General features: G+C 45.1%; 22 protein-coding genes. 14 read left to right on the top strand and 8 right to left on the bottom strand.

What is annotated here, in order from left to right; all coding sequences use genetic code 11:
- The first annotated feature begins 45 nt into the window (after nt 1–45).
- The 8 genes from K2Q26_15555 (at nt 46) to K2Q26_15520 (ending at nt 7984) form a co-directional block, all read left to right on the top strand.
- A complete protein-coding gene (locus K2Q26_15555) occupies nt 46–1677 on the top strand; it encodes a Na/Pi cotransporter family protein (GenBank protein ID MBY0316937.1) in 1632 nt (543 codons plus the stop codon).
- A gap of 151 nt (nt 1678–1828) precedes the next feature.
- Nucleotides 1829–3238, top strand: coding sequence for an OmpA family protein (locus K2Q26_15550; protein MBY0316936.1), 1410 nt, complete (start codon nt 1829–1831; stop codon nt 3236–3238).
- A gap of 28 nt (nt 3239–3266) precedes the next feature.
- Nucleotides 3267–3521, top strand: coding sequence for a CsbD family protein (locus K2Q26_15545; GenBank protein ID MBY0316935.1), 255 nt, complete (start codon nt 3267–3269; stop codon nt 3519–3521).
- Between the two features lie 28 nt (nt 3522–3549).
- Nucleotides 3550–3891: a hypothetical protein gene (locus K2Q26_15540; protein MBY0316934.1), complete on the top strand. Its 342-nt coding sequence runs from the start codon at nt 3550–3552 to the stop codon at nt 3889–3891.
- A 349-nt stretch (nt 3892–4240) separates the two neighbouring features.
- Nucleotides 4241–4423, top strand: coding sequence for a hypothetical protein (locus K2Q26_15535; GenBank protein ID MBY0316933.1), 183 nt, complete (start codon nt 4241–4243; stop codon nt 4421–4423).
- Nucleotides 4424–4525: 102 nt separating this feature from the next.
- Nucleotides 4526–6043 (top strand): CHASE3 domain-containing protein, encoded by a 1518-nt coding sequence (locus K2Q26_15530; protein MBY0316932.1) that lies wholly within the window; start codon nt 4526–4528, stop codon nt 6041–6043.
- Nucleotides 6036–6485: a response regulator gene (locus K2Q26_15525; GenBank protein MBY0316931.1), complete on the top strand. Its 450-nt coding sequence runs from the start codon at nt 6036–6038 to the stop codon at nt 6483–6485. Before K2Q26_15530 ends, K2Q26_15525 begins: the two co-directional genes overlap by 8 nt.
- Nucleotides 6482–7984, top strand: a complete 1503-nt coding sequence (locus K2Q26_15520; protein MBY0316930.1) for a response regulator — start codon at nt 6482–6484, stop codon at nt 7982–7984. The genes K2Q26_15525 and K2Q26_15520 overlap by 4 nt, the downstream gene beginning before the upstream one ends.
- On the opposite strand, the gene K2Q26_15515 is transcribed toward K2Q26_15520, so the two are convergent.
- On the bottom strand, nt 7976–8263 hold the full coding sequence (locus K2Q26_15515) for an Hpt domain-containing protein (GenBank protein MBY0316929.1): 288 nt from the start codon (nt 8261–8263) through the stop codon (nt 7976–7978). The genes K2Q26_15520 and K2Q26_15515 overlap by 9 nt on opposite strands.
- Nucleotides 8247–9653: a sigma-54 dependent transcriptional regulator gene (locus K2Q26_15510; protein MBY0316928.1), complete on the bottom strand. Its 1407-nt coding sequence runs from the start codon at nt 9651–9653 to the stop codon at nt 8247–8249. Before K2Q26_15510 ends, K2Q26_15515 begins: the two co-directional genes overlap by 17 nt.
- Before the next feature lie 159 nt (nt 9654–9812).
- Between K2Q26_15510 and K2Q26_15505 the strand changes: the two genes are divergently transcribed.
- The 5 genes from K2Q26_15505 to K2Q26_15485 all read left to right on the top strand — a co-directional run bounded on the left by K2Q26_15505 (nt 9813) and on the right by K2Q26_15485 (nt 12060).
- Nucleotides 9813–9995: a DUF1328 domain-containing protein gene (locus K2Q26_15505; protein ID MBY0316927.1), complete on the top strand. Its 183-nt coding sequence runs from the start codon at nt 9813–9815 to the stop codon at nt 9993–9995.
- Between the two features lie 53 nt (nt 9996–10048).
- Nucleotides 10049–10312, top strand: coding sequence for a hypothetical protein (locus K2Q26_15500; GenBank protein ID MBY0316926.1), 264 nt, complete (start codon nt 10049–10051; stop codon nt 10310–10312).
- Nucleotides 10313–10320: 8 nt separating this feature from the next.
- Nucleotides 10321–10809: a response regulator gene (locus K2Q26_15495; GenBank protein MBY0316925.1), complete on the top strand. Its 489-nt coding sequence runs from the start codon at nt 10321–10323 to the stop codon at nt 10807–10809.
- A 50-nt stretch (nt 10810–10859) separates the two neighbouring features.
- Nucleotides 10860–11111: a GlsB/YeaQ/YmgE family stress response membrane protein gene (locus K2Q26_15490; GenBank protein ID MBY0316924.1), complete on the top strand. Its 252-nt coding sequence runs from the start codon at nt 10860–10862 to the stop codon at nt 11109–11111.
- A gap of 67 nt (nt 11112–11178) precedes the next feature.
- Entirely contained in the window at nt 11179–12060 is an 882-nt protein-coding gene (locus K2Q26_15485) for a phospholipase A (protein MBY0316923.1), read from the top strand.
- Nucleotides 12061–12064: 4 nt separating this feature from the next.
- On the opposite strand, the gene K2Q26_15480 is transcribed toward K2Q26_15485, so the two are convergent.
- Nucleotides 12065–13159 carry a M48 family metallopeptidase gene (locus K2Q26_15480; protein MBY0316922.1) on the bottom strand — a complete coding sequence of 365 codons (1095 nt, stop codon included), beginning with the start codon at nt 13157–13159 and terminating at the stop codon, nt 12065–12067.
- Nucleotides 13156–13767 carry a hypothetical protein gene (locus K2Q26_15475; GenBank protein MBY0316921.1) on the bottom strand — a complete coding sequence of 204 codons (612 nt, stop codon included), beginning with the start codon at nt 13765–13767 and terminating at the stop codon, nt 13156–13158. The genes K2Q26_15480 and K2Q26_15475 overlap by 4 nt, the downstream gene beginning before the upstream one ends.
- Before the next feature lie 139 nt (nt 13768–13906).
- Here K2Q26_15475 and K2Q26_15470 point away from each other — a divergent pair, with 139 nt between their 5' ends.
- On the top strand, nt 13907–14719 hold the full coding sequence (locus tag K2Q26_15470; protein ID MBY0316920.1) for a hypothetical protein: 813 nt from the start codon (nt 13907–13909) through the stop codon (nt 14717–14719).
- On the opposite strand, the gene K2Q26_15465 is transcribed toward K2Q26_15470, so the two are convergent.
- The 4 genes from K2Q26_15465 to K2Q26_15450 all read right to left on the bottom strand — a co-directional run bounded on the left by K2Q26_15465 (nt 14716) and on the right by K2Q26_15450 (nt 19448).
- Complete coding sequence (locus K2Q26_15465) at nt 14716–15672, bottom strand: bifunctional methionine sulfoxide reductase B/A protein (protein MBY0316919.1); 957 nt, start codon at nt 15670–15672, stop codon at nt 14716–14718. The genes K2Q26_15470 and K2Q26_15465 overlap by 4 nt on opposite strands.
- Nucleotides 15673–15854: 182 nt before the next feature.
- Nucleotides 15855–16208, bottom strand: coding sequence for a hypothetical protein (locus tag K2Q26_15460; protein MBY0316918.1), 354 nt, complete (start codon nt 16206–16208; stop codon nt 15855–15857).
- A gap of 1 nt (nt 16209) precedes the next feature.
- Nucleotides 16210–18060: an ATP-binding cassette domain-containing protein gene (locus K2Q26_15455; GenBank protein ID MBY0316917.1), complete on the bottom strand. Its 1851-nt coding sequence runs from the start codon at nt 18058–18060 to the stop codon at nt 16210–16212.
- A 5-nt stretch (nt 18061–18065) separates the two neighbouring features.
- Entirely contained in the window at nt 18066–19448 is a 1383-nt protein-coding gene (locus tag K2Q26_15450) for a M20/M25/M40 family metallo-hydrolase (GenBank protein ID MBY0316916.1), read from the bottom strand.
- Between the last annotated feature and the right edge of the window lie 141 nt (nt 19449–19589).

Here is a 19589-nt window from a genome sequence, read left to right as displayed (position 1 = left end):
ATTTTTTCAAGGAGGGGAGCATTCTAAAACTGGAAGGGGTTTGACTTGGACCATTCATCTTTAGTGATTTTTATAGGGGCCGTAGCTCTGTTTATTTACGGTCTCAATCTGGTGAGCGAGAATTTACAAAGTTTATCTGCAGAAAAAATCCGTAATATTTTCCAAATTTTATCAAATAAGCCGTACTGGGGAGTTTTCCTAGGAATTGCTTTGACGGTCATCTTTCAGAGCTCGGCGGCGGTGACCACCATGCTAGTAGGGCTCGGTGCCGCCAAGGTCGTGAATCTCTCCCAAGTCATGAGCCTAATTCTAGGGACAGCGATTGGCTCAACGATTACAGTTCAGCTTTTAAGTTTTAATATTTCTAAATACGGGTTAGCGCTTTTTGGAATCGCTTTTTTCGTTAATTTTTTTAGTCGGCGGCGGGTGATTAAGGAATGGATGGCAACCATTATGGGATTTGGCCTACTGTTCTGGGGGTTAGAACTTATCCGATTCAGCACCAAGGATCTTGGGCACTCCGAGGCTTTTGTTTCTGCTTTGAAGGCGTTACAGGAGAATCCGTTTTTGACTTTGGCGGCGACGGGCATATTTACTGCAATTGTACATTCGAGTGCCGTAACGATCGGTCTGGCGATGGCTCTCACGGGACACAATCTCATCTCTATTCACGACAGTATTTTTTGGATTTTTGGTGCCAACATCGGAACGACGGCCACGGCGCTGATTGCCGCTACCGGGGCCAACACGATAGGGAAGAGAGTGGCATGGGCCCATTGTTTTTATAAAATTGCCAGTGTTATTGTCTTTCTCCCGGTCTCTACTTATCTTGCAGATTGGTTAACGACCGGAGCGCTAGAACGAGACGTGGCCAATCTCAATACGGCCTATAACTGCCTCGCCGCGCTTTTATTTTATCCAGGTGTGAATGCTGGAGCGAGATTTATTCAGTCGCTGATCCCAATATCTGATGAAGAGAAGGAGTTCGGAGTCCAATTTTTAAAAAAATCAGAGTGGGAGTCGCCTTCGATCATTGCGGCCTATGCGGAAAGAGAAATTTTAAGAATGTCTGACATCGTACTTAGTATGATTCGGGATTCGTTGATCATCCTCAGAAAGGGCGATCCTGATCTTGTGGCCAGCATTCGGAAGCGTGACGATCAAACAGATATTCTTTCCCGAGAACTCAACTTATATCTTGCTCAAAATTTGGAGCAAGCGCCCCAAGCGATTCAAATGGAAATGATTCGACTCATGAACTACTCGGCAGATTTGGAGTCCTCAGCCGATGTTGTCGATAATCAACTTTTAGAGCTTTCCGCTAAAACCCATACGCTCAAAGTTATTTTTCCCGAGGATGGGTTAAGAGATCTCGAGGAAATGTACACGGCCGTCATGCAAGTCTCCGAAATGGCGATCTGTTGTTTTCAAACTCGCGATAGAGAGCTTGCCAGTAAGGTAATATTTCATAAGCGTGAGATTCGAAAGATGGAGCAGAAAATGCGCGAAGCGCACATTTCCCGAATGGTTAAGGGGAGTGCGGACTCTATAAATACTTCATCAATTCATCTTGATGTGCTCGGTGAGTACCGACGCATCGTCGGACTCATGTCTAATCATGTGTATTCTCTTCTTAAGGAGAATGATCCGTACAATGTGGTTCCTCACAGAGAATAAGCCCGGGCAAAAATCATCACTAGGAGGCTAAACGCCTCCTCCGTTCTTATTTTCCTTATTCAGATCTTATATACCTGGCACAGGCTGGTTTAATCTAGGCACTGTAATTGAATAAAGGGTTGTAGTTCTAATGTTCTGATAAGGAGAAAAAATGAACGCAAACACACCCCTCAGTGAAAATAAGACACAAACCATTCAACAGGATCGCGAGCACATCAAGACGAAGCACACCTTCTTTGTTAATACTCTCGTCGTTGCCGCATGCTCTGGGCTCATCGCTTGTGCATCTAAGGTCAAAAAAGTAGATATTGCCTCGGGCTCAAATCCCGTTCAAGAGCTTACCAATGCTGAAACGAAGTCGAAGGAGCTCGTAACTAAACAATATGACAGACTTTCGCCAAATCTTTTTGAAAAAGCCCAGGATTCTATCGCAGAAGCCCGTGAAGGCGTTCAGGATAGCGATGATTCTGATGATATTCTTGAAGATGTAGGTCAGGCTCTTGGGTACCTTCGTGAAGTGGAAGCCAACGGCGAAAAATATAGCAAGTCATTAGAGACGGTTCTTGCCGCTCGACAAAATGCTCTTGATGCTGGAGCTCATCAATTGATGGGTAAAGAGCTTAAGAAAGCCGACAACGAGCTCGCAGACGTAGGTGAGGATATCGAAGATGGCGACTACGAGGTCGACGCCAAGACTTTAGCCCGTCTTGAAAATAACTACTTAGACGTAGAGCTTCGTTCTTTAAAAGCAGCCAACCTCGGAGAGAGCCAATCTTTAATTGCCAAAGCTGTAAAAAATGACGGTGATGATAAAGCTCCCCAAAGTTATCAGGAAGCTGTAGCTCTTTTCAAATCCGCTGAAAAGTCGATCGAGGCGAACCGTCGTCAACCGAGCGCTTACACCGAAGCGGTTTCCAAAGCTTTATTTGCCGCCAATAAATTGAATAAAGTGACCGACATCGCTCGTGAGAAAAAAATCAACGAAGCGGGAGCCCTCACAATTTTTGAACAAGATCTAAAATTGCAAGACACCAGCGAGTCGTTGGCACGCATGCAAGAGCGCAATAAGAGTTCAAATGAAAAATTATCGGCATTAGCTCAAAAGAACAACGAGTATGCGGTTAAAGAAACTATGGAGAAGAGAATTGCAGAAGCCAAAAAGCAGTTTGCTGCGAACGAGGCTGAAGTTCTCCAGGATAATGACAAATTGATCGTACGCTTAAGAAAAGTGAACTTTGATACCGCTCGCTCTGAAGTAAAACCGGATTCCTACGCCACTCTTGAAAAGGTGAAGCAATTGTTCACAGTCGTGCCGGATGCTCAAGTGACAGTAGAAGGTCATACTGATTCTGTCGGTTCTGCGAAGGTGAATAAAACTCTTTCTGAGAAACGTGCGGAGTCTGTTAAAAAGTATTTCGTGAGCCAAAATGCCATTGAAGATGGTCAGATCACTGCCGAAGGCTATGGGTTTGAGAAACCATTGACGACGAATAAGACCAAACAGGGTCGCGCAACAAATCGCCGTGTAGATATCATCATAGAATCAAAGAGTATTCAGTAATCAAACGAGATCAACATAAGGAGTATTTATGAATCAAGATCAAGCAAAAGGGAAATGGCAAGAGATCAAAGGTGAAATCCGCAAAGCCTGGGGAAATATCACCGGTGATGATCTCGAGCAAACCAAGGGCAGTATGGAGGCCATTGGTGGTCTCATTGTTCAGAAGTATGGCTCAAAAAAAGAAGAGGTCAGTCAGTCATTGAAGGACATCTTCGAAAAGTTCGAAAAGAAATCTGTTGAGGTTTCAGATCATGTTAAAGAAAGCTTACGCAAAGACCAGTAATTAACCGCAGCGAAAGCAAGGAGAAATTATGCAACCAGATGTGCAGAACGAAGTCAAAGAAGCGATGAATGGTAAATCGGCCCAATCGATGGGTCAAGCCATGCCACCCTCGGAGTTGATGAAAACCGTCAGCGATACGCTGTCATCATCTGTCTCTAAAGTCGGAGTCGATTTTGAAAAGTGGAGCAAGTTATTCGTCGAAAAGTACGACGTCGCGGCCGGCGTATCGCTAGCTTTTGGAAAACGAGCCTTTTCCTTAGCACGACGTCACCCCTATTATACAGCGGCAGGTGTGTTCGCGTTGGGTTTTCTTGTGGCCAAGACACTTAGAGCGTCTTCGCCAAAAGACTCTCACAATAACCGAAAGTAGTTTGACGTTGTTAATGTTTCACAAAAGGGAACTCTATGAGTTCCCTTTTTTTTGCCCTTATTGCTCATGGGCCAAAAAGAAAAGGCGTGCTCTGTTTAGGCACGCCTTTGTAAAGACGGGAATGGGGGTTGGTTGAAATCACTGCAGACTGCAGCGATATACCCTTACCGATTGCAGCTTCGATGCCAAACTAAAATTGAATATAATTAGTTTATAGTCGGAGTCGGGGCGGAAAATATCTCGAGCCGAGGCGATTAGCCCCATGACTCTGCGCCATAATAGACGGGCTAGATTGTTGTCGTGGCCTGTCGCTTGCAATTCATTGTCGTAGGAAAGCGAAAGAGGTCCTATGCAGAAACAACCACTCTCAGTTCGAAAATCCAGATCCGTTTCCCACAAACCGAACCCTAAAGATCACGTCCAATTGATGTCGACGAAAGATTCCGAACAAAACGGTCTGGTGAATGCTCTCAATGAGTCAGAGCAGGTGGGGCAAACGACGTCCTATAGGCGCGGGAGCGGTGCAGTTTAAGGGAGAAATCTTCACTCTAAGAAATGTTCAAAAGGCCGGAGATTTTTTGACAAACCTTAGAAACTCAAATAATCGAAATGCTAACATATGCCGCACAGAAATATGCCGGGTCCGTTGCCCGATGAAAATTATGGTTTACTTAAAAATGATCTCAGTCGATCGCTTATTTTTTCGATTGGTTCGACGATCGCCGCTATGGGACTTTTGGCGATCTTCTTTGTTTATCAAATCAACTCGCTGATTTGGTTAGCCGAGGAGGCCGACCAAAGCCATCTGGTGGTTCGTCGAAGTATCAATACCGAGAAGACTCTCATTGATATGGAGACCGGTGTCCGAGGATATTACATCACAAATAATCCAGTGTTTCTCGAGCCCTTTGAGCGGGGAGAGAAGGTCTATCGCGAGAAGATAGAAAGCCTTAAGCAACTGACGGCTCAGAAGCCCATGATCAAAGACAATGTTTATTTGATCGACAGTTTGGTGGGAGAGTGGCTTAAGCTCCAAAAGCAAACGATATTCGACGAGCGAGGTCAGCCCCGTCGTGTCTCCGAAAAAGAAGCCTCGGAGAACGAAGTTAAGGGTAAGGTTATAATGGATAAGGTGAGGGAAAGCTCTCAAAACGTGATCAATTCCGAGACCGAAGTGTACCAAGACCTTAAGGAGAAAACGACACATAATGCTCAAATGGTGATCATCTATGGGCTTGGGATTGGTTTATTGTTTTCGGCGTTTTTGATATGGAACTTACGAAAACAAATCATAACTTTGTTTAACGTTTTTAATTCCAACCTATTAAAGCTTCAGTCGGCGCAAACAGAAATTGTGGAACTCAATTCGAATCTCGAGATCAAAGTGAGCGAGCGCACGGCTCTATTGAAGGCGACGACCGACGAATTGGAGGCCTTTTCGTATTCTGTCTCTCACGATTTGCGAGCCCCACTGCGTGGGATTGATGGATTTAGTCTTGCCTTGATTGAGGATTACACCCATGTGCTCGATGACACCGGAAAAAGTTATCTCAACTTTATACGAGAAGGTGTTCAAAAAATGGGATATCTCATTGATGATCTCCTAAGGCTTTCGAGAATCAATCGATCCAATTTGGATTTTTCCGAATTCGATATTGCAGAGCTTTTTAAAGAAGTCATTTCCTCGAGCCACAATAGCCTCGACTTCCAAACTCGAACGCCGGAATTTGAAATTCGCGTGATGGGTAAGCATCTTGTTTCTGCGGATCGCGCTCTGATGAAGATTGCCATTGAGAATCTTGTTTCGAACGCCATCAAATATTCTTCGAAGGCCGAGAAGCCGAAGGTCATTTTTGGAGAGCAGGAGACGGAGTCTGGGCCTGTCTTTTTTGTGCAAGATAACGGTGTGGGCTTTGATATGCAGTATTACTCGAAACTTTTCGGCGCCTTTCAAAGATTGCATTTAAATAAAGAATTTAAAGGAAGCGGCATTGGATTAGCCACCGTCAAAAGAGTTTTACAAAGGCACGGCGGTGACGTGTGGGCCGAAGCCGCTGTGGGTGAAGGCGCCACTTTCTATTTTAGATTGCCCGCGCACGCGTACACGGAAATAGCAAAAGAAGATAAATCGGCAGGAGAGGCTTATGCTTAAAGAAAAAATAATCTTACTTGTTGAGGACAATCAACAGGATGAAATCTTAACCATCCGGGCACTGCAAAAGAATAATATTCTCAACAAAGTGGATGTGGTTCGAGATGGGCAAGAGGCTCTCGATTATATTTTTCGACAAGGGAAATACACTCACCTCGAAAACGAACCGCTTCCTCAGTTTGTTCTTTTGGATCTCAAATTGCCTAAGCTTGATGGCATTGAGGTTTTGCGAGCCGTGCGGAGTAATCCTAAGACCAAAAGACTTCCGGTGGTGATTTTAACCACCTCGAGCGAAGATAAAGATGTGTGCGCTGGCTATGATCTGGGAGCCAATTCTTACGTCCTTAAGCCCGTTGATTTTGATAAATTTATGGTGGCCGTCAACAATTTAGGAATGTATTGGTTGGTCCTCAACCAGGGGCCTGAGAAAGAGAGTCTGTGAACGTCCTATTTATCGAAGATTCGCCATCTGATTTTTTCCTCATTGGGAGAACGCTCAAGAAGTCTTACACGATTGAGGCTTACGAGCAGGCGACAAGCGAGGCTGAACTTCTCATAAAACTCGGTAGTCGCGATTGGGACGTCGTACTTTCTGACTTTAATTTGCCTGGATTTAGCGCGCACAAGGCGCTCGATCTTGTGCGGGAAAAAGATAAAAACATTCCATTTATTCTTGTTTCCGGAGCTATTGGTGAAGAGGCTACGGTAGATATTCTTAAGGCGGGAGCCAATGACGTCGTGATCAAATCAAATTTGGCTCGACTTCCCATCTCCATCGATAAAGTTCTCTGGGAGCGAAAGATCTTAGAAAGAGAATCAGAGGCGCAAAAGGAAAAAGAAGCTGCGGTGAAGGCTCGTGAGGAGATGCTGGCCATTGTTTCTCATGATTTACGAAACCCGTTAGCCGCCATTCAGCTCAATGCCGAGGCGATGATTAAATCTCTCAACGCAGATCCTCATCTTTCCGCGGGCAGCATGGATAATAACATTAAGGCGATCTTGCGAACGTCTCGACGTATGAATGGTCTAATTTCGGATATCTTAGATAAAGTCAGAATTGATGCGGGCACCTTGGTGCTCAATAAGAAAAAAAGAAATTTAAAAATCTTTATCCAGGATTTTTACCAAATTTTTGAGCCGCTGGCTCGCGAGAAAGACATCAAATTCTCTCTCGACACTGAGAATGTGGATCACGTGGTCAAAATTGATTTCGACCGGGTTTTTCAAATTCTTTCGAATCTTCTCGGGAATGCTCTCAAGTTTACGCCGCCGTATGGAAAAGTTTCGCTCGCTTTTAGGATTCAAAGTGGCCATTTAAATATCAACGTTATCGATTCTGGAATTGGAATTGATCAAGAATCCCTCAATCGAATTTTTGATAAGTACTGGCAGGATAAGATGAACAAGCGCTTGGGGGTAGGCCTAGGGTTAGCGATTGTAAAAGAGCTTGTGTTGGCTCATGACGGATCTATTGATGTGGAAAGTCAGCCGGGTAAGGGTACTAATTTTAAGATTATCATTCCTGATGTCATCGTCACCCAGTCCACGTCCGCAGAGAATGTCACTAAAATGGAAGGGCGTAAGGATCTTCTTTTGGTGGAGGATGATGATGATCTGAGAGAGGTCTTAGAATTCAATTTAAAGAGCTTAAAATACAATGTGATGGCATTTAGTAATGGGAAGGATGCCATTGATGCCATTACCTTGCAGGCGTCTCCTCCCCATTTAATTATCTTGGATTATCGTCTGCCCGATATGTCTGGTGGCGAAATCGCAAATGCGGTGAGAGATAAGTTCCCTCAGGTTTTTATGCCGGTCATTTTTTTATCTGCGGAAACGCATCTGGACTCAATTGCGATGAATTATGAGGCTACAGCTTTCTTAACGAAGCCTCTTAGTTTTAAAGATCTTGAGAATTTAATCGACGAAATTTCAGATTGATTTCTTGGTGGTATCTATCCATTTTTGGAATTCGCTCAGGCACTGAGAAAGTCCCTCTTTGTCTCCTTGAAGAGCCACAACTTCCAGTCTTTCTCCAAGTTGAGAAAGCTCCGGGTAGCCAAAAGTGGTTCCGTTGCCTTTGATTTTATGCGCAACCTCAGCGATAAACTTAAAATCTCCACTGAGAAGAGCTTTAACACAATTGTCTGCGTCGCCTTGTCGGCGCTCAACGTATTTGCTGAGCGCTTTGGGATCAATCAGATTATAATCTTGCATCATAGTTGAGTGCTCCGGTTTCCGTTTCAATCTCTTGCAACTTTCTGTAAAGAGTCTTGCGATCGATATCTAAGTCCTTTGCAGTTTTATCCTTAGCGCCCTTATTTTTCTTGAGGACTGCCTGGATATATTGCTTAACCAGCTGATCTATTGTCAAATTTTTATTCGAGTCGAATAAAAAATTGGACGAAGAGTCTGCGGATGAAGGCTGCGTATTCCACTCTAAATCAATAAAGTCTTCTACGTTTATCGTAGAGTTTTGACACAGGACCACGGCTCTTTCAATCGTATTCTCTAGCTCTCTGACATTTCCTTTCCAGCTGTTCTGCATTAACCACTCCGTCGTCTCTTTGCTGAGTTTAGGTGTAGGTTTTTCATTGAGAGCTGAATATTTCTTAAGAAAGAATTCAGTCAAAGGCAAAATATCATCTTTACGCTCCCGGAGCGGTGGGATCGAAATCGGGATGACTCGCAATCTAAAGAATAAATCCTCGCGGAATTTACCCGTTTTAATTTCTTTGACGAGGTCTTTGTGGGTGGCGGAGAGCACGCGAACGTCAATATTGCGCGACTGGTTCTCGCCCACACGGCGAACTTTACGTTCCTGGAGCACGCGAAGCAACTTGGCCTGGAGCTGAAGGCTCATATCTCCGATTTCATCAAGAAAGAGAGTGCCACCCTCCGCCTCTTCGAAAAGTCCGACTTTTTTGTCTGAAGCACCGGTAAAGGCGCCCTTGGCATGTCCAAAGAGCTCCGACTCTAATAGGTGTTCGGGAATGGCCGAGCAATTGATCGCAACAAAGGGTTTCTTCTTGCGATCGCTCATATGATGAATGGCTTTTGCGATCACTTCTTTTCCAGTACCGCTCTCTCCGGTAATAAATACGTTGGCTTTGCTTTTCGCGACTCGACGAGCAAGATCGAGAACTTTGAGGAACTCTGTACTCTTTCCTTTGATCTCTGAAACTTCCGTACCCTCTTTAATTTGGATCACAGATTTTAAAGTTTTATTTTCGTCTTTAAGTCGAGAGAAATGTATCGCTCTCTCGATAGAAATGTAGAGCTGTGGGAAGTGAAGTGGTTTGACGACGAAGTCAAATGCGCCCACTTCTACGGCCTCCACGGCGCTTTCGACCGTCTTATGAGATGTCATAACGATGATGGGAATTTGGATGGCTTGTTCGTGAAGTTTTTTGATCAATTCAAATCCAGAGAGTCCCGGCATTTTTAAATCTGTGAGGATGATATCGCCAGTGACTTTTTGCTTCACGATGTCCTCGAGGGCTTTTTCCGAGTTATCAAACTTAATCGTGGTGTGGCCCTTTTGGCGCATAAAGCCTGCGATGATATCAGCCAAGTCTGCATCGTCTTCGATCAAAAGTATTTGTCCCATTTTTCACCTCTCCTGTGGAATTCGGGGTTTTATTGCTCGTTGATAGTTTTATGTAGCAAATATCCCCAAGTCAAGCTTTTCAAATCAAATATATTAATTTTAGACTGGCACCATCATTGCTGAGTAGATTTCTCAGAAACCATGTTTTAAGGAGTCAAAATGTTAAGAGCCGCGTTAGCTTTCTTTGTTATTGGTCTGGTCGCCATGATTTTTGGTGTTTCAGGAATTGCTGGAATGTCTTTAGAGATTGGACAGACCCTATTATATGTATTTTTGGTATTAGCGATTATCAGTTTCCTCGTCTCTCTGTTTAGAGGTGGAAGCCCACGCAATATTCCCTAGATTTTTAAATTGAAGAGTTCGTCAACACACCTAACCCCCAATATGGAGGAAATATGAAAACATTATTAACAACCCTAGCTATTCTTTCTGTGAGTGTATCTGCTTTTGCGGATAACAAAGACTCAGCTGTTGAGACCGTAAAAGAAGCCGGCCGTGACGCTGGTAAAACTGTAGACAAAGGCGTTCGTGCGGCTAAAGACGCGGCCTGTCCGATGGTGAATGGAAAAGTGGAATGCGCCTTAAAAAAAGGGAAGCACAAAGTAGAAAACGCGGTCGGCGAAGGTAAAGATAAACTCGACGACGTGAAGAAGAACTAGGAGTTTCTATGATGTCATCAACTCCGTCTTTCGGACCATCACAAAGCATTTACAAACTTAGAAGTTTACAGCTGAATAAAGCCAAAAGAGTTTTATTCATTGAAGATGATGAGGATTTCGGCGATTTGATGCAGCCATGTATAGAACAAATTCTTCAGTGCCAAGTCACTCGCGCAACGGATCCTTACGAGGCGATCAACCACTTTATGGATGGATATTTTGATTTGATTATTCTCGATTGGAATCTTCCGGACATGAATGGGATCGAAGCGCTCAAACGCGCAGAAGCGGTTCTCTCGACGGAACCTGAAATTCCCTTAAAGTGGGAGCAGGGGAAAGTGCCGGTGATCGTTCTCTCGGGCATTGATCGCAGTAAGACGAAAGAACTGGACAGCGTTTATTTTAGGACCCTCGGATTTGTTTCGAAGAAACAGGGTTTAAAAGAAATGCTGGAAGAGTTAAAAGCTAAAGGGAATCAAACTTCGGGTCGTCGATAAACTGGTTGATAAACTGGTTGAGACGCTGGAAAAATTAAGGAGCATTTATTATGATATGGGCATTTATTATCGGATTAATCATTGGAGCTGTGGCTAAGTTATTTATGCCGGGCAAAGATCCTGGCGGTTTTATTATCACGGCATTGCTGGGTATCGCAGGATCCGTTGTTGCAAATTGGATTGGCTCCGCGGCGGGCTTTTATATGCCTAACGAACCTGCGGGCTTTATCGCCTCTGTGTTGGGTGCGATGCTTATTCTTTACATCTATCGCTTAGTCGTCGCTCGCCGAAAAACGGTGTAGAAAACTATTAAGTGTAAATATGTTAAGGGGACTACACAGGTCCCCTTTTTTTATCTATAAGCAGTCTATGTTAAATAAAATAATTCTTATCGTTGTCGCTCTATCATTCACACTTTCATCTTTGGCTATCGAAAAAAAACCAGACTCTGACACCGAAAAAAAACCTTCGGAAGCCTTTGGAGATAAAAAAGTAGAGAAGAAAGGTGAGGAGCCATCTCAGGGCGAAAACAAGGCTGATGAAAATAAGCAGTCAGAAGCTTTACGCCGCGAAGACCAAGAGGTGTTGCAGAGACACAATCCGTTTTACTTTGCCTATGGGGTTCCCGACTCTAAGCTGCAATTCAGTTTTAAAGCGCCGCTGGTTCGTGATGTTCCGTTCTTTATCGCGTATACACAGCAGATGTTTTGGAATCTTCGCGAAGATTCCAAACCGTTCAAAGATTCCACCTATAATCCCGAGCTCATCTATAGATGGACAATCAAAGACTTTATGATCGACTCCATTGATTTTGCTTTTTGGAGCCATATGTCCAATGGGAAAAAAGATGCGGAGTCTCGATCTCTCGAAAGAAGGTATGTTCGTTTTAACTTTGATACGGAATACACCCGCTGGGTGGTTCGATTCTCGGCCCAATTTCAGTATCTCGATGGATTCGATCCTACGAACAATGATATTCGTGATTACATGGGGCCTGTGATCCTCACCGCTTCATTTATTCAGCTTTACGAAGCTTGGATCGATAAAGGGGAATTCTCGATTTCGTTAATGCCCGGCGGAAAGTACGCTCAGCATGGGAGTCAGGGCGGGTACCAATTTGCGTATTCGTTTCGTTTAGGCGGTCTCGACATCGTCCCTGCATTCTACATGCAATACTATGTCGGCTATGCGGAAACTCTTCTGAACTATAATCAAAGAGTGAATGAATTCCGCTTTGGATTTGTTCTTTAATTCCTTACTTATCCCCCTCGAAAGAGTTTTTGATCTCTTCAAGAGAAACGGGAAGGGACCTCAGAGGCACCTCCAAAGGCTCTTCAGATAGAGTCTGGAGTGCCGCCGCACGTTCTACGGATGAGGGATGGGTACTGGCGAGAGCTAAAACACTGGGCAGAAATTTATCCATCTCTGCAATTTTATTAAAAAACGAAATCATCCCATCTGTGGAAACGTGAGCGTTGTTGAGAAACTTAAATCCTTGCTGATCGGCAGCCAGTTCATCGTCTCGAGAATATTTGAGGGAAACAAAATCACTGGCATTCGCCACGACAAGAGCCGCATCATAACCTACAAAAGTTGCAAGCAGGACGGTTCCGAAGAGACTGCCCAGGCCACCGGCTAGGGACTTGACCACATGCTTTTGATGAATATGCCCGAGCTCGTGGGCGAGAACTCCCGCGACCTCTTCCACGGAGTCGGCCTTGTCGATCAATCCGCGGTTGACGACAATAACATTACCGGGAGCCGCGAAGGCGTTGATCTCTTTGCTGGTGGAAATGTAAACCTCAACTTCCGTAGTATGAAGTTCGGGGTTGGCCGCTTTTATGAAGTCTATGATTTTTTTGGTGGGGACAGCTGCCGGGTGATTGTCTTTAATTTCAAACTGCAAGCGCATCATTGGTAATAAGAGATTCCCCAGGGCTTTTTCGTGCTGTGGTTGAAGAATTTGCGCCATCCACGAAGCTGGAATGAGCGCCAAAACTAACGGAATAAGGAGAAGAAGCCCTAAGGACAAGAAAAAGGGTGCTCCGGCAAGGGCGCTCCGCTTTAATTTTTTTCTTTGAGCCTGGGCAAGGATCTCTCTGGCGGGAGCCACTCCGTAAGAGGCCAGCTGCTGAATGGCTAAAATGTTTTGAATGCAGATACGGACGTCCGGGCGAAGCTTGTCGAAAACATAGTAGTGATGAGAGTTAGTTCCTTCGAGACTGATTCCAAGGGTGGTGTTCGACAAAACAATCTCTCGTCCATCGTGATCACTAATAAAAATGACTCGCGAGTGTTGAACCTCGGCCACGCCACTGACGCGGCCATAAAGCGCAGGATAGGAGCTCATCGCTTTTTTTCGAAGTAGAGAAGATCCACGAATACCGAAGATACCATCACCAAACGCCGTTCTTCTTCACTTAAACTGGGATCTGAAAATTCCACCAGAAAATTATCTTTGTCCGTAAACATCTCAGAAAAAATACCGCTCCATTTCTTTTGAACCTCGGCGACTTTTTTGTCTTGATGCCTAAACGTGAAAGTCCACAAACGCCAAATGGGAGACGAAACTTCCATGACCGTCATGCCGCGGGAGTTTTCGACATCGAATCGTTTAGTGAGAATCGAAAAACGCTTTTGAATGGCTCCGATATATTGGCCTTGAGTATCGCGAATTTCGATACGTTCGAAAAACCAACGAAAAGGATGGTGGGCGATCAACCACAACTGTCGATCTGCCGTAAAAAAATGAACATCGAACTTTCGCCAATGCCCAAGGTATTGACGAAAGAGAAAGCCCAGTATGCCCTTTTGTTGCTCGGCCACAAAGCCGATTGGAGTTTTGGTCTCATCGAGGATCTGATATTTATTCCTGGTCTCGAAGCCAAACCATTCCCCAATTTCGTGAACCTGGTGAATTAAAATCACTTTTAAGCCGCTTAAACTCATTGCTGTCATGAAAACACCTCTAGAAGATGAGATTAACACCGCGTTTTGAAAGCGCAACATCTCCCTGTAAAAAATCCAATTTATCACGCTTTCGTGACAACGAAATTACGGAAGTTTACGTTAACGTCTCGTCAATTAAGGTGGGTTCATGAGGGTCATATCTTTGATAGCTTTATGTCTATTACTTTCGCCAAGCTGCTGGGCTCAGCAGTGTATAGAATTGTTTTCTCATAAGCTGGAGTTGCCTCAGGACCGAAAACTCACTTTCAATAACGTACAGGTTTATCGTCGGAATAATAACGTCGGCCTCCAGCAAGTGGGAGTGATTGAGTTTCAGAAGTGGATCGAAGTCGGTCCCTTTGCAGAGAATGTTTACAACCACATAGGACTCACGGCCGAAGGACGTCTTTATCATCTGGTGCAATGGAAGAATCAACGTGTCGCTCGTTTGTTGGGGGGCAGTAGAGAGTTCAAAGATTTCTTCTTTCTCAATAACGAAGTATTGGCAGCGGTGGATACGCAAAACGCGGTTTATCTGTTTGCCCCTGCAAAATGGATAACATCGCCCTTAAAATCAACGCTCAAAACGGGAACCTTGATCACGGGAAGCTTTTCGGCTGCTTTGACGGCGGCGATCTCCTACTTTGCTCCAGAGATGATGAGTATTGGTATTCAATTCGGTGAAACAACGCTACCCATGGCGGGTGTTGCGGTGACCTCAGTTGTAGGAATGAACACATTTTTCGTTATGCTTCAGCGCTATGACAGATTAAACACGTTTCCGGATGGCTTTGTTCAATCGACTTTAGTTTTTAAAGACACCGAGACTTTAAAGAAAGATCTCTTAGGTATAGATCAGAGAACTCTTCGGGAATTTTTCGCAAACCAAGCCTTGCAGCCCCCCGAACGTCATCAGTTAGATCCTGAGATGCCCGAGATGGCTACCGAAGACATTCGTTAAAACTTAACGTCTCTGACAAAGTGACAGGTATAGCCGCCAGGATTTTTTACCAAATAATCCTGATGATAATCCTCGGCCTCCCAAAACTTGTCGAACTTTGAGATCTTAGTAACGACGGGCTTTTTCCAGGCTCCAGACTTATCGACTCTCGCTTTCACTTTTTCGGCCACTTCTTTCTGTTTTTCGGAGTTATAAAATATCTCGGATCGGTACTGCGATCCGCGGTCGTTCCCTTGCTGATTTAAGGTGGTGGGATCGTGAAGCTTAAAAAATGTTGTGAGAATGTTCTCGTAAGTCGTAATTTTAGGATCAAAAAGAATCTGCAAAGACTCTGCATGTCCTGTCGTACCTTTTTTAATATCATTATACGTTGGGTTTTGAGTACTACCTCCGGTATAACCAACGTGAGTCTCAATGACGCCCTTTTCCTTACGAAATAAATCTTCGACTCCCCAAAAACATCCCCCAGCCAGCGTGGCCACTTCCCAGCCTTGCTTCTCGGCGAAAGGGAAAAGAAATTTGCCGTAGCCCTTCTCCTTCATTTTATCGACTGGAATAAAATTGAGCGAAGCAGAATTAATGCAAAAACGTTTTCCGCCCTTGTCTCGAGGTCCGTCATCGAAGACATGGCCTAAATGTGAATCTCCAGCCTTGGAACGAACTTCCGTTCGCTCCATAAAAAGCTTTTTATCCGTTTTAGTGATCAGATGGTTGTCTTCAATAGGTTTTGTAAAGCTCGGCCATCCCGAACCGGAATCGTATTTATCGAGGGAACTGAACAACGGCTCGCCCGTAACAATGTCCACATAAATTCCATCTTTCTTATTGTCCCAATAAGCGTTTTCAAAAGGGCGCTCGGTGCCCTCCTCCTGGGTGCAGGCGTACTGCTGGGGAGTGAGTTTCGATTTGAGTTCTTCTTGAGTCGGTTTTTTATACTGAGTGGCTTCTGACATTGCGTTTACTCCAAAAATTAATAGTGTGAAAAATAACAGGGTTTTCATGTTTTTCCTCTTTTGGGCCTCACGTAATATGAGGTCGTATCAACATAGGTCAAGTATAGAACGACCTCAAATTGTAGGTAGTCCTATTCTTGGGATACGCTGAGAATTCAGTAAAGTTACATGCGAAACGCGAGTTAAAAGATATAGCGTGCCGTACAGTGGAGGCAAACGGCCTTCCGGTCGTTGGCCACATATGCAGGGAGGTCGAGAGTCTGTCGGCAGGATACACATTTTGCAGGTTTATAGACCGCTAGCTTCCACTGGTTCCGAAATCCTAGCCAGAATGAGATTAAAACCACAACAATGAGAAGAGGTGTGAGTACAAAATGGAGGACTGGGATAAAAATAGAGCCGATCGCTAGGACTAAGGGGAAAATCATCTTTTGAGCACCAAAGCGATACCTTTCGTTCCAGGTGGCGATGAGAATTTCTCCCTCGACCTCCACGGACTTTGTCGCATCATTTGAAAGAGTGAGGAGTAACTTCATATTATTTTAACCCCTGCAAAAGGGTTTCCGATTTTTCGAGCGAGACCATGTATTCCAAAAGAAGATCCTCTGACGTCTGTAAATTCTGGGCACAGACTCCGAGCTGTTTTGAGAGTTCGGAGATTTTTTCGCCCTGAGCGGATGCAAGATCCAAGTTGAGCCTTTCCAAGTCTTGAGAATATTTTTGAACGAGGTCCTCTTGTTTTTTGATCTTCTTTTGAAGGTCGCGAATTTCCGATTGCAGTTGTTTGCTTGTAACAGTTTTAGTCACAGATTTTTCGGGAGGATTTTTTTCTGCGCTTTGAGAGATGACTTTTTCCCGAGATCGATCGGAATGGGCGGTGTTGGTCGCTTGGGCCAAGCGATCTTTGAGAGCACCTTTTTCTAAGCTCCACAAATAGTCGTCGTAGGTGCCGGGATAGATTTCTGCGCGACCGTCGCGAATCTCTAAAATTTTTGTGGCGATACGACCTATGAAACTTCGATCATGACTGACCACCACGACGGTGCCAGGATACTCTCGAAGGGCTTCGGTTAAGGCCTCAACGGTGTCAAAATCCAAGTGGTTGGTCGGCTCATCTAATAGAATCAAGGGACTTCTTTTTAAAAGAATTTGCCCTAATGCGACTCTGGATTTTTCGCCACCCGATAAGACTGAAATTTTTTTGTGAACCGCATCCCCGGAAAATAAAAGTGATCCAGCCACGTTGAGAATCTCTTGGGATTTAAGATCAGGTGTTGCGGCCATTTGTAGACTCTCTAAGACTGTCGATTGGGGATTGAGCTCTTCGCTGACATGCTGAGCATAATAAGAGAGGCTCACCTGATAGCCATAATTGATCTCCCCCGAGAGAAGGGGAAGTCTTCCGGCGAGGGACTTTAGTAAAGTCGATTTACCCGCCCCGTTGAAGCCCACCACCCCGAGATGAACGCCTTTTTCTAAGCGAATAGTACAATCAGACACTACGGTTTTTTCCGAGTACCCCAAGCTGGCGTTCTCAAGATTTAAAATTTCTTTACCCGAATGAGACGGGGGCGGAATTTTCACTTTAGCGCGAACCGAAAGCGCTTTCACTTCGATCTTTTCCATTTTTTCGATCATTTTGACACGGCTCTGGGCTTGTCGCGCTTTTGTGGCTTTAGCGCCGAAGCGATCGACAAAATCTTGGAGGTGCTTTCTTTTCGCGTCCTGGTTTGCGGCCTGCGCTTCCAGGATCGAGCGAAGTTGCGCTTTTTGCTCAAAATATTCGTCGATATTCCCTGGAAATTTTGTGATCTCGCCCCCTTCGACTTCAAGAGTGTGATCGGTCGTCCGTCGGAGGAACTCGCGATCATGGGAGATCAACAGGAAAGCGCCCTCAAAGCTTTGTAAGAATTTTTCCAAAGTAAGAATACTCTCGAGATCTAAAAAGTTTGTGGGCTCGTCGAGTAACATAAGATTTGGCTGTTGGCCCACGAGAGACAAAAGTTTCATGCGCATGCGATATCCGCCGCTCGATTCATGAAATGGCACCGCGAAATGTTTTTCGAGAAGACCAAGGTTGATCCCCAATTGCTTCAGTTCCCACAGAGGGACGGTACTCGTGTTATCGAGGTGCTGCTCGGCAGATATATCTAGCGGTTCTTTGGATTCTTGTTCGAGGTAACCAATACTGAGTTTATGAGATTTAATGAGATCGCCCGAATCCAGTTGGATCTGATTGACGAGAGCTTTAAAAAGAGTCGTTTTGCCGGCGCCGTTGGGACCGATGACTCCGACATGTTCCCCCTCGTTGATAGCAAACGAAGCCTCGTCAAATAAGAGTTTTGATCCAAAAGTTTTTGAGCCGCGATGGAGTTGCAGTAAATTCATAAATTCTATTCGCCTGCAAGCTCGACAACGAGACGGTAGTAAAACTCTAATCCCACACGAATTGAGGACACTGGAATTCGCTCATCAATTCCGTGAGCTCGCCCGGAGTCTTTTTCGAGTCGTGGTAACGGGGATAAACCATACATCTGCGTTTGGGTGCGCAGAAATCGTGAATCCGTGGCGCCATTGAGCATTGATAAAATGAGCGGGCTCTTTGGCCAAATTTCCTGGGAGATTTTTCGAACGGCGGCGGGAACGGCTCCTTCAATATCGGAAGCGCCTCCAACGCTAAAATCCCCTTCGGCTTTAATCTCGACTCGAGGATCGTTGATGATTTTAATCATTCGCTGTCTGACACTCGCAATCGTTTCATCCGGCAAAATGCGGCAGTTGATATTCGCCGTGGCTTCCGGCGGTAACGCGTTAACTCGACTCCCGCCGTGAATCATCGTGGGAATACACGTTGTGATGAGTTGGGACCCCAAGGTCGGATGGCTCATGAGCGCGTCAACCACCTTATCGGGAATTTTTCCTTTGGCCGCCAGCACTTGCCGGATCAATTTGGCAATCTCCGGGGCTTCGATTTTTGCTCTTTCTTGGAAATAACTTCGAGTGACCGGCAGCAGTCGAGCTTGGGGTTTGTGCTTGTTGATGCGATCGATAGCTTGGGACAGAACGCCGATGGCATTAGCGCCTTGAGGGAGAGAAGAGTGGCCGGTTTGGCCTGTGACTTTGAGAGAAAAATCCTGATAGGTTTTTTCGGCGGACGCCATGCTGAGAAATAAAACTTTTTCTTGGTCATCTGTGACCGGACTTCCACCTTCATTGAGCCCGATCTCGGCGTCTCCGATCCAGTCGGGATGCTTTTCGATTAATGCTTTAATCCCTGCACCTCCGGATTCTTCATCGCCGGTGAAGGCGAGAATCACGTCGCGCTTGAGCGGGACTTTTAATTTTTTAAGAGCAATAAAAATTTCGAGATTGGCCACGGCCATGCCGAGATCATCTTGAACCCCGCGACCGTAGAGAAATCCGTCCTTCTCCGTGAGCTCGTGAGGGGGATACGTCCAAGTCTGATGTTCGACGCCGACGACGTCGAGATGGGCGAGGAGAAGGAGCGGTCGTTTTTGTCCGTTCCCTTTGTGGCGTGCAACGAGGTTGGAACGGTTGGGGCCAAAATCCATAGTTTGAAACGGAATGCCTTCTCTTTTAAGTCGCGAGCCGATGATCGCCACGGCTTTCTTTTCGTCCCCAGGAGGATTCACCATTTTGGCTCTGACCAAGGACTCTAGAGTTTGGCGAAACGAAGGGGTTGTCGCTTCGTAGGGATGAGGTGCTGCAAAAGCAAGCATATGAAAAAAAACGAGGGTGCTTAAAAAGTAGGACATTCGTACTCTCTTTCTGTCGCCAAACGGAATGGGGCTGATCATCATTTCTGTCGCCTTAAAGGTCAAGTCTGTTCATAAATGCTTAATCCGCGAAAAGATCCTTCCAAAATCCCGAAAAAATTTTAGACGCACCAATTCTGA

This window comes from Bdellovibrionales bacterium (assembly GCA_019750295.1).
Classification (GTDB): Bacteria; Bdellovibrionota; Bdellovibrionia; order Bdellovibrionales; family JAGQZY01; genus JAIEOS01.
Note: the sequence above shows the minus strand (reverse complement) of the source record. Positions and strands in the feature narration are given on the sequence as shown.